Genomic DNA, 13,299 nt, shown 5'->3' with positions numbered 1-13,299 from the left:
TCTACCATGGGCTGTTCAGGCTTACTCACTGGAGTGCACATGACCGCTTATCGATATGCGACGACCGCGTCGCTCGAACTTGCCTATCTCGAATGGAATCCGCGCGGCGAACGCGTGGCCGTGCTGCTGCATGGCTGGCCGGACAGCCCGGTCGGCTGGGAAGCCGTGGCCGAAACGCTGGCCGCGCACGGCTACCGCGTGCTCGCACCCGCGCTGCGCGGCTTCGCGCCGACCCGCTTTCGCGATCCCGCGACGCCGCGCAGCGGCCAGCTCGCGGCGCTTGCCCGCGACCTGCTCGAATTCATCGACGTGCTCGGCATCGAACGGCCGGTCCTGGTCGGGCACGACTGGGGTGCCCGCGCGGTTGCGAACGCGTGCGGATTGCGCGACGGCGCGGCCTCGCATCTGGTGATGCTGTCGGTGGGGTACGGCACGAACGACCCGGCCCAGCCGCTGTCGCTGCCGCAGGCGCGCAACTACTGGTACCACTGGTTCATGGCGACACCGCGCGGCGAGCAGGCGCTGCGCGACGATCGCCGTGCGTTCGCGCGCCTGATGTGGGACACGTGGTCGCCGGCTGGCTGGTACGACGCGCGCGACTTCGACGCGGCGGCGACTGCCTTCGACGGGCCGGACTGGATCGACGTGGTGCTGCATTCGTACCGTTATCGCTGGGGATTCGTCGACGGCGGGGCCGCCTATGCGGAAGACGAAGCGCAACTGACGCCCGCGCCCGTGCTGTCGGTGCCGACGCTGGTGCTGCACGGCGGCGCGGATACCTGCAACGGGCCGGAGACTTCGGCCGGGCGCGAGCGATTCTTCACCGGCCGCTATGAGCGCACCGTGCTCGATGGCGTCGGGCACTTTCCGCAGCGCGAGGCGCCGGCGGCCGTCGCGGACGCGATCCTGCGGTTCTGCGAGCAGGGCTGAACGCGCGGCGCGCGCCTTGGGGCGAGGTCGGTCGTGCCGGTCACTCGGTGCGGTGCGGAATGTTGTCCGGGAACGGGTAGGGTGCATGCGGCCCAGGCCAGTCGGGCACGGGCGGCTCGCGGAGCAGATCGCATCCGCCCAGCATGATCGACAGCAGCGCGACGAGCATGCCGCGGCCAAACCGGCTCGAAAAGAAGACGCGCGTGGACATGAGCGGCCTCCGTGCTTGCGTGTCCTGATGCTTGGACCGCCGGCGGAGGGTGCGCGTTGCGGTGTGCGATGCGCGCGGGAAAAACGCGCGGCAAAAACAAAAAACCCGCGAAGCGGCGAGCTTGCGCGGGTTTCGACAGGGTGCAGCGCATGACGCTGCGAAATACTGGTGCCAGGGCCGGAATGAAATAATTCTATGTAAGGCCCGTTGTGTAAGGGAGTCGCTCGGGGGGGCGCTATAGAGTTGCCCCCATAGTTGCCCCCATATCGTTTTGCGTCAACGCTTCCCGATCTTGATAAGTTCGTCGGCGTTCAAATGACGCGGTTCTCGGAGATTTTTGCGAATCGGTTCGAAGACTGCCAACATTGCACGATAGCGAGCGATGCTAGGCATGTGCGAATTGAATTCTCTGCCCTTGAACTCGGTGAAGCGGTCCAGTTCTTCCACGAAAAAACGGGCGATCGACATATATTCGGTCTCGTTATTTCCGTCGAAGCCTTCAAAGCTGCTAATGCCGTACGGAACTTCCGCATCGACGCGCGCCTTATCGCCAGCGGACAACCCCTTGTACCCGCGTTCGATAAACGACCACATGTCCAACACATCTATAACAAATTTGACCGGCTCCGGCGTTGGTTCAACGGAATCGCCAAAAATACCTTGGTACTTCCACTCCAAACCCCAAAGATGATCGTGGAAAATTGCTTCCTTCACGAACTTGGGATCAATTTCGCCCTTGGTTTTGAGGCCCTCCAGAATCTCAGCGAGCATAAAGGTCATCAGTTTTTCAGCATTCGTCATTTTCATGGTCTACCTTCGTTGGTGGATGGCAAATTATAGAGTTTGCTCGTTACACGTGTGTTGAAGAGGTGTCACCCGAATGGATGGCTCGGGCTTTTGTGACGTGAGCGCATGCTCCGTACGAAGGGGGAGGGTTTAGCTGACCTCATACCGGCTCCGTTGCCACGGCGCCATGCTTGCCGAATGGGCCGGTTTACGTAATGCTTACCGATCCAATCTATAGAGGTGGTAAATGGGTGAATATACGTTTCGGGGCGATGGTGAAAAGCAGGTATCCGTCGACAAAGACGGCACGACTACTATCAGCTCGGACAAGCCGGTAAACTTTGATCCTGCACTTCCGGTTACTGATATCCGCGTCAACCTTCTTGAAGTTACCGCGCTCTCGCTCACCGTTGAGGGGAGTACGCGGATTGTCCGCGGTCAATACGCTGACGGTGGGAGCTTCGAGGTATCGCTGGATTTGAGCGGCGGAAAGCTCAGCGGCTCCGGCAACAACGTTACGACGGTTGTTCAAAATGGGGACGATCAATCGCATACGGTGGTGACATACCTGCCGAAAGTGAGATCCATCACCAAAGCGACGCACTAACAAAGTAAAAGAGCCCGCTTGGATCGCTCCGGCAGGCTCTTCGTGTGAGTGAATATGGTGCGCGTCGACAGTATGTGCGGTCAGAGTTCGTGCCTGTCGTCTTCGCTGGACAGTGGCTCGTGATAGTAGGGCATCAGGGCTTTCGCGGCCTCGATGCGATCCTCCATTGCAATGCCGGGGTGGGCCATTACCAACGCCAGAAACTCGCGCGGGTCGTCGGTCTTCGGGATTTCCTGCCATGCGTTGCAGGCGGTCGGTCGCTTCGGCGTCATACGCGCTTACCTCCCGCCGCCGCCAGCTTTGGCGGCGGCGGTGCGCCGAACTTCGACGCTGCTACCTTCGCCGCGTCGGCCTGCTGTTCCTTCTTGCCCTGCTCGCCCTTCTTTGCGTGTGTGTACTGCACCGCCGCGATTGCTGCGCGCACCTGAAGCGCTGTAGCTTCTACGCGGCCGAGCGCGATATCTTGGAGTAGCTGGAGCATGTCACGCCCCTCTAGCGGAGTAGGGGGCGGCTGAACTTTTTTGGGTCGCCCCGCGCCTGGCCGAGCCCCGCCGCTATTGGCTCGCGGCCCGCCGGAGCGGCCTTTGACACCTGCCATTTGCTGAATTCCTATAAAAAGGGGGAAATTTTCTGCGCATGCGGGAGCGGTCGGTCTAGACGAAAAAGGGGCCGGAAGTTTTGACACCCCCCGGCCCCGTTTGAATCCGCGCCGCCGCGCGGGTGCATCACCGGCGGCCAGCGCGCCGCCGGTGCGCCTTAGCTCGTAACGCCCTCAATCACGGTGATCGCGTCCGGGTACTGCGCAACCACGTCGAAACGTGCATGGCACAGGAACACGAGTTGACCGTTCGAGCTTGCCGTTTCTTGCAACAGGCGAACGTTGAAGTTTTCGCGCAGCACGAATTGCACCGTGTTGAAATTGCCGATAAACGCCAATGACTTGTTCGCGCCATCGCCCAAGTTGGTCGGAATGCCAACGCTCGTGCGGCGCGCCACGCCATCCAGCAGCGCCGGAGCGTTGAGCGGTTGGCCGGTCGAATCCACCAGACCGGCGAGGCCGACCAACGTGCGCGGGGCCATGATGATGGACGTAGGCGCGGGCGCGTCGGCCTCCGTTTGCGCTTGATACGCGGCCAGCATGTCGGCATAGCTGAACTTCGCGCCGATCTGCTGGATTTTCTTCACGCTATCCATGCCGTACAGGCCCAGCGGCTCGGGAACCTTGCCGGAGCCCACGAGCGCGGCGCGGTCGAATGCCTTCGCGAACGCCATTGCGAGAGCGAGCGTCACGGCGCGGTTCATATCAACGGCATCGGCCAGCAACTCGCGACTGATCGGCACCGCGATTGCGATGCTGCGCGGCGTGGCCGTCACTGCGCGGAACGCCGGGCCACCGATTGCAACCGGGTCATTCTCGTTACGCCATGCCGGTTCCGGCAACTCGTCCACGGCGGCAATGCTCACGCTCTTGGCGGCATCCAGCGGGAGAATGCTTGCGCCCGCCGCGAGCAGCGCCGAACTGCTTACCATCGCATCCAGAATCCTAGGCATCACAACGTCCGGCACTGCATAGCCGCCGTCCTTACCCACGCCTTCGGACAGGGCCGCGCGCACGCCATCGCTCGTGCCCGCCATACCAGCAGCGCCGCGAATGAAGTCAGCGATACCGAAATTGGCCCGTGGATTGAACGCGCCCGCCGCCGACGCTTGAGCGCGATTGCGATAGAACGCGCCGATCTGCGAGCCACGGTAGCCGGTCGATGCGTGAACCGGTTGTTGCTCCTGTTGTGCAGCGGAATCACCCGCGCCGCCGATCATTTCGCGTCCTGCCATCTTGATCGCCATCTTGTCCATGCCGCCGCGCAGTTCTTCAATGTCGGCCTTGACACTTTCCCTGAACGAAGCGAAAGCGGGGCCAATCGTATCGAGCATTGCTTTGACTTCACCCGGCGACACTTCGGCGCGCACCGACCGGATGCCGCGCGGGTTGATGCCAGCCAGTGCCGCGTGAACAGTTTTGATGCTGCGTTGAACTTGAGTCGATTGCATGTGATTCCTCGTACAGTGAATTTGATTTGCTTGACAAGCAGGCCCATGCACAAATGGTCCTGTTTGTCAAAGTGCTAATATTTTACGTAGTCCTCAGTGTGTGGTCGCTCCCGTCTCAATCCTGCACACTTCCGACTTCTCGCCCGCCGCATCCACGACGCTGATAGCCGTCTCCAACACGCCGCCAGCCATTGCACAACTGCGAAGCTCGACCATGCCGCCGGACGCCAGCACGAGCGAGCATGAGGCGTAGTATTCCGGGTCCTCGACGCGCAATTGATCGAATGCGGCTTGAAACAGGCGCTTCACGGCCCCTTGGTAGTCGCCAACCGCCTTGTCAGTGCTGTTCATTCTTCTTCTCCGTTTTGATGCTGGCCCGCGCCGCCGCGAGCCGTTCAGTGAAATGGGTTAGGTCGGGGCGCAGCGTCGATAGCGGCTGCCGCTCGATACACGACACCACGTGGTCATAGTCGCGATGCGGCCAGCGTTCTAGCCGTGCCAGTTCCGTAACGGCGTCGTATAGCTCGCGCTGCCATTGCCTGACCAGTTCGGGCGTCATATACGGGCCCCAGGGGAGGAACGGGCCATCTTCCAGCGGCAGGCCGTTCAGTTCACGCGCGCACTCGCGCAACGCGATCCGATTCGCACGCATGGCGGGCAACAGTCGATCAGCAGCATCCTTCGGCCCGCGCCACGTAAACCGGTCGCCGTCGACAATCAGCTTGATCCCGCTGCGCCGGCACTCGATCCAGATTTCGAGGGGCGTCATACGTCACCCCCGATGTCAGAATTCGAAGAATCCCCCGAAGGCGACACTCCCTTGGCAATGTCCCCTTCGGGAAAATCGCCAAAATCTACCGCCCGCAAACCCTTGCCAGAGCCGAAGGGGACATGAATTCCCGAAGGGGACACGGTACAGAGAGTGGGATTCTTCGTGTCTTCTTCGGGGGCTGTCTCCTTCGCAAGCGCCCACTCCCATCCTTCCTTCATTCCGATCTTGCGTTTCTCAACGCCGAGTTTCGACCCGGCTCGCTGCATCATCTTCCAGTGGTACCCGGCTCCGTCTGCGTCGGCTTTCAGTACCTTCGTTCGAACCGGCCCATCCGACAGCAGGCCGGCTAGAAACTCGCACGCGTCATCTAGGCCAGTTCGTTCCTCGTCATCCCGCTCAACGTCACCAAGAATGTCGCGAGCCGATCCGTCGATCAGTTCACCCCATACAACGCGGCTGCTTGGGATGCCTTCGATCTCGCCTTGCTCAAGCGTGTAGGAAACGCCGCCTTCGTCCGGTGCGATGTTGGATTTCGCACGCGCGAGGATACGGCGCTCGGCTGTCTCGTCTTTGCCTGCGACAAGCACCATACGAGCCAGAGCAACGAATGCTTGCGACCCGATGACACGCTCGGCGGGCGAACTGCCCTTGGTGCCCTTAGCAAAGTGGCTGATACCAAGCACCGCGCATCGGTACGCGCTCGCCATGTCGACAAGCGATTGCAGATTTCGGCGTACATCATTAACGCGATGCGCGTCCCCGGAAACCGCAGCAACAATCGGATCGAGAATCAGCAGGCTCGCGCCGCCGATTTCTGCCAGTCGCTCGGCCAGCAGAGGAATGTCGTGGGCCGGATCGAACGGCATGATTTCGCCGCTTTCGTCGACGCGGCCGCCGACCTGATAAACCCGGCTCATATCCGCGCCGGCATACAGCAGTCGCGGTGCGAGCGTATCGCTGGCGTCGTCTTCGCCTGACCAGATCAGCACGTTGCCGGGGGTTTGGCAGATCGTTCCATCCGGCCACTTACCGCCGCGCGAGACGGCGGCAGACAGGGCGAGTGCGAGCGTGGTCTTACCGGTTCCCGGCGAGCCTGCGAGAAGCGTCAACTTCCCTTCCGGGAGCCAGTCCGGCCAAAGCCAGCGAATGGCTTCGGGCTTGATGTTCGCGAACGACGTAAGCACGACGGATTGGCGCGCTTTGGTCGACGCGCCGGGAATGCCGACGCAGCCGGGCGCGGTAGCGGCATCCACGCATGCCCGCACCGCCTCCAATCCGCTGAGCGCGTGCAGGTCGTTGAAGTCCGTTGTTGTCTCCGGGCGGTCGGTGCCGAAGTCGGGAACAGCTATCTGTGCGTCGATGACGCGCGCCGCCTCCCTTGCCTTCGCCATACCCGGATTGCCAGCGGTCGCCGTGTCGTCATCCGCGCAGATCACGATACGCAGGCGCGGATACTTTGCCCGCCATGCCTTCGCCACGGCCATCAAGTTCCCTGCGTTCATCGCAGCCGCTACCGGATAGCCGGTAGCCTCGTGCAACGAGCAGGCAGTTGCGAATCCCTCGCACACGAGCAGGGGAGTGTCGTTACCGGGCTTCGCGCCGCCAGTCACGGCGACAAAGCAACCGCTGATACGTCCACCGGTCTGGAACGCCTTGGAGCCGTCCGGCTGGATGTACTGCGCCGAATGGTGCGCGCCGCCAATATCTTGCACCTTCAGGACAAGCTGTTCACGCAGTTGCTTCGCACCGTATGGCTTGATGTTCTTGGCGCGCACATAGGGATGGTCGGCACGGACCGCGCCAGCTTTCTCCCACAGGTCGATGGCCTTCTCTGCTGCCTCTGCCTGCGTGCGTTCGTGACGCGCAGCGGCCGCCCGCGCTTCGTGCTCGCGCTGGCTCTTGCGTCGCGCGATTTCGTCGGCGTCGATCGACTTCAATGGCTCGCTTTCGCGGTAGCCGTGACTGATTGCCTCTTTGAACAGAGTCGCGATAGTAATGCCGCCAGCCTTGAACGATCGCCAGACGGTCGCGGAGTCACGCTCGCTGTAGCTGTCCGCGCCGCCCGACCATGCGTCCCAGAGGTCGAAGCCTGCTTCGCCAAGCTCGGCCTTTACTGCCATGCCCATCTGTACCCACGTATCGCGGGAATCCGCCGGGACGTGACTCAACGCGGCGCGGATGCGGTCCTCTTCGGTCTGTACAGTCATACAGCACCTCGTGAGGAGAACTCAGCACCTTGAATACGCCGACATTCGCCGTTGCAGCGGGCTTCAACTTCCACGTCGGCATCGAGCGCGGCTTGAATGCCTTCCACGAGGTCAACCATCACCCACGAGAAATTACTTCTAGTGATTGAGTCCAGCTCGTCGCAGGCGTATTCGTTCGCTATGGCGATCACGTCCAACATCGCCTTGAGCTGGCCGGCCTTGGTGGAAATTGCGTCGTGAGTCGAGTTACGCATGGCGCACCTCCAGCGGACGGGCCAGCGCGGCGAGCGCGAGCAAGGCGTCCGCCAGCACGTCGAGGGCGTCGATATAGGTGGGTGCAAGCGCAGCGTCGCTGAGCGCACGATTGACGAGCGTAGGGACGTTTTCCGGGAGACGTGCGGGCACGAGGCCCGCGCGGGTTACGGCTTGTCGAGTTCGATCGTTGCGCCGATTGAGCGCATGCGAGCAAGGATGCGATTCACCGTTGCTTCGTCCAATTCCAGCAGGGCAGCCATCGTGAAGAGCATTTGCGCGCTCATCTGCCGCCGGGTGTCGGGATTCGGATTGGTGTACTTCCGCCAGTGCTGGTCCCCAGCTAGCCAAGCCAGTTCGGCCATTTGCTTGCCGGTCTTCCCCAGCGAGTTCTTGAGTGCCGAAAGGTCGTCCGGCGAAGGAGGTGTGTATTTGATGGGCATGGGTAGCCGCGCGGCACGCGGGTAACGTGAGCTTCATGGTTTCGTCCTTACGGGATAAACGGGACTCGCAACTGCGTTTCCCTAGGGATGAAAATGTAGCTCTATTGGGGCTAGTCGTCAATGTGAGATTGTAGCGTGCGTGCATCAGTTCGCCCCCTTCGGATCGGCGGCCAGCGCAGCGAGCCGCAACGCCTGCATCACCTCGCCAGCCTGTTCCGGGCGCAGCGATACGCCAGCACGGCCGGGCTTCCACGCGCCGCCATCCACGACGAACCAGAGGCGGAGGTCGATCAGCGTCCGGCCGCGATATTCCCCGACCGTGACACGCAGACGTTCGGTGTCGGAGCGGCGCAGATCGAGAAAGCAAGTTCCGCGATGTGCGCAACCAATACTAGAGCCGGTGTTAACATCGCCGCACTTGATGAGGTTGCTTACTTGGCTGGCGTTCGCGCTGGCCATTTTTTTTGTGCCATTCATCTTATGCGGCCTCCGCATTGGAGGCCGACCGGTCTTGCTCGCACGCCGACAGCCACGATTCAACGTCCGACTGTCGCCAGCCGACCGAGCGCGTGCCGAGTCGAAGCGGCACGGGGAATTTCCCGTCTTTAACCCACTGGTAGATGGTCGACTTCTTGACGCCAACCGCCTCGATGACGTCAATGATTCTCAGGACCCTGTTAGCCATTCTCTATTCCAAAATGGCCGGCCTCCGGGGTGATGCTGTACGAATGTACAGCCCTATGATCGCATGTAAGTCGATGATTTTTAGTAATAGAACAACATCATCATTTACCGCTTAGGGCGTCAGCCCTAAGATGCGTGCAGCGAGTTCACCATTTCCAGTGGCGGGCTCGCTGTTCCCTCCGGGAACCGGCAGTTCTCACACAGCCAATCGCCAAGGGTCGCGCTCCAACGCTTCCCTCGGCACCTTCCCTCTAGAAAGCCAAGGTCCGACTTCATCCGTCGTAGTCCGGCTTGTCTAAATGGTCTGCGGAGTCTGCCGCGGACGATCGCGGGCCATCCATCGTCCGATCCGACTATTAAGTGATTTCCGGCAACATAATTTCTATTTTTCGTATATTTCAGTGAAATATGCTGACTTATGGTCCTATGTCGGAAGAAGTGATTGAAATTTTAACAAACAAGACAGAATCTACTTATTTTTGATGGGCGCGGGGAGTGCTGTGGTGTTGGTGCCGGCCTTCAGTTGGTCGAGGTAGTCCGCCCATTGCTGCATCATCGAACGGCGTGCCTTGATGAATTTCGTTCGGTTGTACGCCCGCCCAAGGGCGTCGGGCACGGTATGCGCTAGTTGATGCTCGATCACCTCGGGCTTTTCCTCCAACTCCTCATGCAGGATCGTCCGGGCCATCGCACGGAAGCCGTGGCCGGTAATCTCGGTGCGAGTGTCGTAACCAAGCCGACGAAGGGCTGCATTGATTGCGGCCTCGCTCATCGGCCGATTTCGGTCGCGAGCCCCGGGGAACACGTAGACGCCTCCGCCAGTCAGCGCGTGAAGTTCGCGCAAAATCGCAACCGCTTGCGTAGCCAGCGGCACAAGATGATCCGTTTTCGTTTTGTTGACGAAATAGCGCCACTCGCCCTTGTCGAGGTCGAATTGTGACCATTCTGCCTTTCGCAACTCACCAGGCCTCACGAACAGCATCGGGGCCAGCTTGAGCGCGCAGAGAACCGGGAAGGTGCCCGTGAAGCCGTCGAACGCCCGAAGCATCTCACCCACTTTCTCAGGCTCAGTGATCGAGGCAAAGTGTGTTGTCTGTGCGGGCGGGATTGCGTCTACCAGATCGCGGGCCGGATCAGCCTTGCAGTGCCCCTCTTTGATGCCGTAGCGGAACACGCGGCTTATCTCGCTGCGGATGCGGTGGGCGGTAAAACGCGCGCCGCGCCCGTCGACGCGCTTCAAGACGGTAAGAATTTCCGGGGCGTCGATTTCAGCGATAGGGCGCTTGCCGAGCCACGGAAATACATCGTTTTCCATGCGGGCGAGCGTCTTGTCATGCTGCGCTGGCTCAACAGTCGTCTTGCGCTCGTCCATCCAGCCACGGGCGACAACCTCAAACGAATGGGCGGCCGCGAGCAGGCTGGCCCTTTTTTCGGCTTTCTTCGCTTCGCCCGGATCGATGCCGGCAGCGAGCCTTTCACGGGCTTCGTCGCGCTTCTTCCGTGCGGTCGCCAATGGAACGTCAGGGTAGACGCCGAGCGAGTAGCGCTTTTCCTTGCCCCCAAACCGGTATTTGAGCCGCCACCACTTGCCCCCGCTCGGGGCGATTTCAAGATAGAGGCCGCCTCCGTCGAACAGGCGCACGGGCTTGTCGGCGGGCTTGGCGTTCCGTATGGCTGTATCGGTTAGTGGCACGGGGGCAACTCCTGACGGGTAAGGCATTGTTGGGCTGGTTGCCCCCAATATTGCCCCCACTTGCCCCCGGATGTCCATGGACCACGCCAGACTACGCCGGAATGAAAAAACCCGCGAAGCCTTGCGCTGTCGCGGGTTTGTGGACTTTGCCGAACTACGTCGGACTAGCAACTGGTGCCCAGGGCCGGAATCGAACCGGCACGCCTTGCGGCGGGGGATTTTGAGTCCCCTGCGTCTACCAATTTCACCACCTGGGCTTTGATCCTGGCCGCGCATGCGATTGTGCGCGGCGAAACGCGGATTATGGCGGAAAACGGGGCACCGGGCAAGCTGTCCGGCGATCGTCCTTGCGTTACTGGCTCAGATAGACGAACTGGCCGTGCTTCACGATCCCCATCACGCTCGCGCGTTGATCGAGCCCCACGTGATCCTTGTCGCTGGTGTTGACGACGCCGTTCGGCACGACGAGCTCGTGCGCACGCTCGAGCTCGCGCCGCAGCGCCGCGCGGAAGGCCGGCGTGCCGGGCTGCGCGGCCTTGAGCGCGCGGCCGACCGCGTCGGCGAGGCGCGGATACACACCCGCCGCGTCGCCCGCGAACTGCGTGACGGTGCCGGCGCCGTATTTCGCTTCGTACGCATCGACGAACGCGAGCGCGGCCTTGCGGGCCGGATGGTCGGCGGGCAGCGTGCGCGCGACGACGACCGGCTGGGTCGGGAACAGCGTCCCGTCGACGTCCTTGCCGCCGAGCTTGATGAATTCGGGCGTCGCGATCCCGTGCGTCTGGTAGATCGCGCCCTTGTAGCCGCGCTCGATCAGCGTGCGCTGCGGCAGCACGGCCGGCGTGCCCGAGCCCGCGATCAGGATCGCGTCCGGCTTCGCCGCGATCAGCTTCAGCGCCTGGCCGGTGACGCTGGCGTCGGTGCGATTGAAGCGCTCCGTCGCGATCACGCGGATCTTGCGGACTTCCGCGAAGCGTGTGAATTCATTCAGCCAGCTGTCGCCGTAGCTGTCCGCGAAGCCGATGAAGCCGACCGTCTTCACGCCGTGGTTGGCCATGTAGCGTGTCATCACGTCGGCCATCGCGCTGTCGCTCTGCGCCATCTTGAATGCCCAGGTTCGCGCGCCTTCCTGCGGCTCGACGATCGCGCCGGAGCCGACCAGCGTGATCATCGGCGTCTGCGCGGCCGCCACCGCGTCGAGCGCCGCGAGCGCGGCCGGCGTGATGTTCGGCCCGACCACGACGTCGACGTGATCCTCGTCGACCAGCTTGCGGATGTTGCGCACGGCGGCGCCCGGGTCGGACGCGTCGTCGAGCACCGTCACCTGCAGCGGCTGCCCGGCGATCGTCTTCGGCCACATCAGCATCGCGTTCTTGCTGGTGATGCCGATCGCGGCGGCCGGGCCGGTCGACGACAGGTCGACGCCGACCTTCAGATCGGCATGCGCGGCCGCGCAGGCGAGCACGAGGGCGGCGCCGGCGGCGCGGCGCAACAGGGCGGGAAGCGTCATGCGGGAATCTCCGTCGGGCGATAAAAAGGGGCGCAATGTGCGCCCCTGTGTTTATACCTGTCCTTCAAAGCTCGTACGATTCGGATTCGCCCTTGAGCGCCTGTTCGATCAGCTTGCGGTTCAGCGTCGGCGACAGCAGCTCCACGAGCGTATACACATAGCTGCGCAGGTAGGCACCTTGCTTGAGCGCGACGCGCGTCACGTTGCTGCCGAACAGGTGGCCGACCGGAATCAGCCGCAGGTTGCGGTCGCGCTCCGGGTTGAACGCGATGTCGGCCATGATCCCGACGCCGAGACCGAGCTCGACGTAGGTCTTGATCACGTCGGCGTCGATCGCCTCCAGCACGATGTCCGGCGACAGCCCGCGCAGCGCGAACGCATGGTTGATCTTCTTGCGGCCGGCGAACGCGTCGTCGTATGTGATCAGCGGGTATTGCGCGAGATCGTCCAGCGTGACCGGCTTGCGTTCGAGCAGCGGGTGGTCGGCCGGGACCACGGCCGCGTGATGCCACTGGAAGCAGGGCAGCGACACGAGTTCCTTGTAGTCGGCGATCGCCTCGGTCGCGATCGCGAGATCGGCCTGGTCGTGGATCACCATCTCGGCGACCTGCGTCGGGCTGCCTTGCAGGATCGACAGGTGCACCTTCGGGAAGCGCTTCTTGAATTCGGCGATCGCGGCCGGCAGCGAATAGCGGGCCTGCGTGTGGGTGGCGGCGATCGTCAGGTTGCCCTGATCTTGCGCCGCATAGTCTTTTCCGACCCTTTTCAGGCTTTCAACTTCCTGCAGGATCCGCTCGACCGACGCGAGGATGATCCTGCCCGGCTCGGTGAGCGAGCGCACGCGCTTGCCGTGCCGCGTGAAGATCTCCACGCCGAGCTCGTCCTCGAGCTCGATGATCGCCTTCGACACCCCCGGTTGCGACGTGTAGAGCGCCTTGGCGGCCTCGGTGAGGTTGAAATTCTGCCGGACGGCTTCGCGCACGAAGCGAAATTGGTGCAGGTTCATTTATAACCCTTCCGCATATCAACAGAATTTTTTAGTCGTTTGAAATATAAGGCGAGTTTATTACGATTCACCGGAGTTTTTCAAATATGGATATCTGTTTTCGTCATTAGCAATCCAGCCGGGCCGCGGAAGGCCGGCGGTGGCGGCGG

Annotated in this window: 18 protein-coding genes and 1 tRNA gene; 2 read left to right on the top strand and 17 right to left on the bottom strand. The window is 62.0% G+C overall.

Features of this window, described 5'->3' with window-relative positions:
* The first annotated feature begins 39 nt into the window (after window positions 1–39).
* Window positions 40–930, top strand: a complete 891-nt coding sequence (locus HWX25_RS07975) for an alpha/beta hydrolase (RefSeq protein ID WP_175908035.1) — start codon at window positions 40–42, stop codon at window positions 928–930.
* A gap of 40 nt (window positions 931–970) precedes the next feature.
* Here the strand turns inward: HWX25_RS07975 and HWX25_RS07970 are convergent, their stop codons facing one another.
* Together HWX25_RS07970 and HWX25_RS07965 are read right to left on the bottom strand one after the other, a co-directional pair.
* Window positions 971–1,141, bottom strand: a complete 171-nt coding sequence (locus HWX25_RS07970) for a hypothetical protein (RefSeq protein WP_175908034.1) — start codon at window positions 1,139–1,141, stop codon at window positions 971–973.
* A gap of 276 nt (window positions 1,142–1,417) precedes the next feature.
* Window positions 1,418–1,948: a YfbU family protein gene (locus tag HWX25_RS07965; RefSeq protein ID WP_175908033.1), complete on the bottom strand. Its 531-nt coding sequence runs from the start codon at window positions 1,946–1,948 to the stop codon at window positions 1,418–1,420.
* 226 nt (window positions 1,949–2,174) lie between these two features.
* Between HWX25_RS07965 and HWX25_RS07960 the strand changes: the two genes are divergently transcribed.
* A complete protein-coding gene (locus tag HWX25_RS07960; protein WP_060354516.1) occupies window positions 2,175–2,534 on the top strand; it encodes a hypothetical protein in 360 nt (119 codons plus the stop codon).
* 80 nt (window positions 2,535–2,614) lie between these two features.
* On the opposite strand, the gene HWX25_RS07955 is transcribed toward HWX25_RS07960, so the two are convergent.
* The 15 genes from HWX25_RS07955 to HWX25_RS07885 all read right to left on the bottom strand — a co-directional run bounded on the left by HWX25_RS07955 (window position 2,615) and on the right by HWX25_RS07885 (window position 13,150).
* Complete coding sequence (locus tag HWX25_RS07955) at window positions 2,615–2,806, bottom strand: hypothetical protein (protein ID WP_175908032.1); 192 nt, start codon at window positions 2,804–2,806, stop codon at window positions 2,615–2,617.
* Complete coding sequence (locus tag HWX25_RS33285) at window positions 2,803–3,015, bottom strand: hypothetical protein (protein ID WP_060277932.1); 213 nt, start codon at window positions 3,013–3,015, stop codon at window positions 2,803–2,805. Before HWX25_RS33285 ends, HWX25_RS07955 begins: the two co-directional genes overlap by 4 nt.
* 275 nt (window positions 3,016–3,290) lie before the next feature.
* Window positions 3,291–4,583, bottom strand: coding sequence for a phage major capsid protein (locus HWX25_RS07945; protein WP_175908030.1), 1,293 nt, complete (start codon window positions 4,581–4,583; stop codon window positions 3,291–3,293).
* A gap of 93 nt (window positions 4,584–4,676) precedes the next feature.
* Complete coding sequence (locus HWX25_RS07940) at window positions 4,677–4,934, bottom strand: hypothetical protein (protein WP_038724891.1); 258 nt, start codon at window positions 4,932–4,934, stop codon at window positions 4,677–4,679.
* Window positions 4,921–5,352, bottom strand: a complete 432-nt coding sequence (locus HWX25_RS07935) for a hypothetical protein (RefSeq protein ID WP_052141560.1) — start codon at window positions 5,350–5,352, stop codon at window positions 4,921–4,923. The genes HWX25_RS07940 and HWX25_RS07935 overlap by 14 nt, the downstream gene beginning before the upstream one ends.
* The gene (locus HWX25_RS07930; RefSeq protein ID WP_175908028.1) at window positions 5,349–7,562 is read right to left on the bottom strand and encodes an AAA family ATPase; all 2,214 of its coding nucleotides are present in this window, start codon (window positions 7,560–7,562) and stop codon (window positions 5,349–5,351) included. Before HWX25_RS07930 ends, HWX25_RS07935 begins: the two co-directional genes overlap by 4 nt.
* Window positions 7,559–7,816, bottom strand: coding sequence for a hypothetical protein (locus HWX25_RS07925; protein ID WP_175908026.1), 258 nt, complete (start codon window positions 7,814–7,816; stop codon window positions 7,559–7,561). Before HWX25_RS07925 ends, HWX25_RS07930 begins: the two co-directional genes overlap by 4 nt.
* Window positions 7,809–7,967 carry a hypothetical protein gene (locus HWX25_RS07920; RefSeq protein WP_175908024.1) on the bottom strand — a complete coding sequence of 53 codons (159 nt, stop codon included), beginning with the start codon at window positions 7,965–7,967 and terminating at the stop codon, window positions 7,809–7,811. The genes HWX25_RS07925 and HWX25_RS07920 overlap by 8 nt, the downstream gene beginning before the upstream one ends.
* Window positions 7,968–7,981: 14 nt before the next feature.
* Window positions 7,982–8,257 carry an XRE family transcriptional regulator gene (locus tag HWX25_RS07915; RefSeq protein WP_175908022.1) on the bottom strand — a complete coding sequence of 92 codons (276 nt, stop codon included), beginning with the start codon at window positions 8,255–8,257 and terminating at the stop codon, window positions 7,982–7,984.
* A gap of 144 nt (window positions 8,258–8,401) precedes the next feature.
* On the bottom strand, window positions 8,402–8,734 hold the full coding sequence (locus HWX25_RS07910; RefSeq protein WP_244138744.1) for a transcriptional coactivator p15/PC4 family protein: 333 nt from the start codon (window positions 8,732–8,734) through the stop codon (window positions 8,402–8,404).
* A 1-nt stretch (window position 8,735) separates the two neighbouring features.
* Complete coding sequence (locus HWX25_RS07905) at window positions 8,736–8,942, bottom strand: AlpA family phage regulatory protein (protein WP_175908020.1); 207 nt, start codon at window positions 8,940–8,942, stop codon at window positions 8,736–8,738.
* 468 nt (window positions 8,943–9,410) lie between these two features.
* Entirely contained in the window at window positions 9,411–10,634 is a 1,224-nt protein-coding gene (locus tag HWX25_RS07900) for an integrase arm-type DNA-binding domain-containing protein (RefSeq protein WP_175908018.1), read from the bottom strand.
* A gap of 172 nt (window positions 10,635–10,806) precedes the next feature.
* Window positions 10,807–10,891: transfer RNA gene (locus HWX25_RS07895), tRNA-Leu, on the bottom strand.
* A 95-nt stretch (window positions 10,892–10,986) separates the two neighbouring features.
* Window positions 10,987–12,144 carry an ABC transporter substrate-binding protein gene (locus tag HWX25_RS07890; protein ID WP_175908016.1) on the bottom strand — a complete coding sequence of 386 codons (1,158 nt, stop codon included), beginning with the start codon at window positions 12,142–12,144 and terminating at the stop codon, window positions 10,987–10,989.
* 64 nt (window positions 12,145–12,208) lie between these two features.
* Window positions 12,209–13,150 carry a CysB family HTH-type transcriptional regulator gene (locus HWX25_RS07885; protein ID WP_009689198.1) on the bottom strand — a complete coding sequence of 314 codons (942 nt, stop codon included), beginning with the start codon at window positions 13,148–13,150 and terminating at the stop codon, window positions 12,209–12,211.
* Window positions 13,151–13,299: the final 149 nt, after the last annotated feature.

The sequence above is a fragment of the Burkholderia sp. BCC1640 genome, from assembly GCF_902833125.1.
GTDB classification, from domain to species: domain Bacteria; phylum Pseudomonadota; class Gammaproteobacteria; order Burkholderiales; family Burkholderiaceae; genus Burkholderia; species Burkholderia diffusa.
This window is presented reverse-complemented; position numbering and strand designations above follow the sequence as displayed.

Coding starts and splice junctions, on each gene's coding strand:
- HWX25_RS07975 (WP_175908035.1), top strand. CDS start 40: ATGACCGCTTATCGATATGCGACGACCGCGTCGCTCGAACTTGCCTAT.
- HWX25_RS07970 (WP_175908034.1), bottom strand. CDS start 1,141: ATGTCCACGCGCGTCTTCTTTTCGAGCCGGTTTGGCCGCGGCATGCTC.
- HWX25_RS07965 (WP_175908033.1), bottom strand. CDS start 1,948: ATGAAAATGACGAATGCTGAAAAACTGATGACCTTTATGCTCGCTGAG.
- HWX25_RS07960 (WP_060354516.1), top strand. CDS start 2,175: ATGGGTGAATATACGTTTCGGGGCGATGGTGAAAAGCAGGTATCCGTC.
- HWX25_RS07955 (WP_175908032.1), bottom strand. CDS start 2,806: ATGACGCCGAAGCGACCGACCGCCTGCAACGCATGGCAGGAAATCCCG.
- HWX25_RS33285 (WP_060277932.1), bottom strand. CDS start 3,015: ATGCTCCAGCTACTCCAAGATATCGCGCTCGGCCGCGTAGAAGCTACA.
- HWX25_RS07945 (WP_175908030.1), bottom strand. CDS start 4,583: ATGCAATCGACTCAAGTTCAACGCAGCATCAAAACTGTTCACGCGGCA.
- HWX25_RS07940 (WP_038724891.1), bottom strand. CDS start 4,934: ATGAACAGCACTGACAAGGCGGTTGGCGACTACCAAGGGGCCGTGAAG.
- HWX25_RS07935 (WP_052141560.1), bottom strand. CDS start 5,352: ATGACGCCCCTCGAAATCTGGATCGAGTGCCGGCGCAGCGGGATCAAG.
- HWX25_RS07930 (WP_175908028.1), bottom strand. CDS start 7,562: ATGACTGTACAGACCGAAGAGGACCGCATCCGCGCCGCGTTGAGTCAC.
- HWX25_RS07925 (WP_175908026.1), bottom strand. CDS start 7,816: ATGCGTAACTCGACTCACGACGCAATTTCCACCAAGGCCGGCCAGCTC.
- HWX25_RS07915 (WP_175908022.1), bottom strand. CDS start 8,257: ATGCCCATCAAATACACACCTCCTTCGCCGGACGACCTTTCGGCACTC.
- HWX25_RS07910 (WP_244138744.1), bottom strand. CDS start 8,734: ATGAATGGCACAAAAAAAATGGCCAGCGCGAACGCCAGCCAAGTAAGC.
- HWX25_RS07905 (WP_175908020.1), bottom strand. CDS start 8,942: ATGGCTAACAGGGTCCTGAGAATCATTGACGTCATCGAGGCGGTTGGC.
- HWX25_RS07890 (WP_175908016.1), bottom strand. CDS start 12,144: ATGACGCTTCCCGCCCTGTTGCGCCGCGCCGCCGGCGCCGCCCTCGTG.
- HWX25_RS07885 (WP_009689198.1), bottom strand. CDS start 13,150: ATGAACCTGCACCAATTTCGCTTCGTGCGCGAAGCCGTCCGGCAGAAT.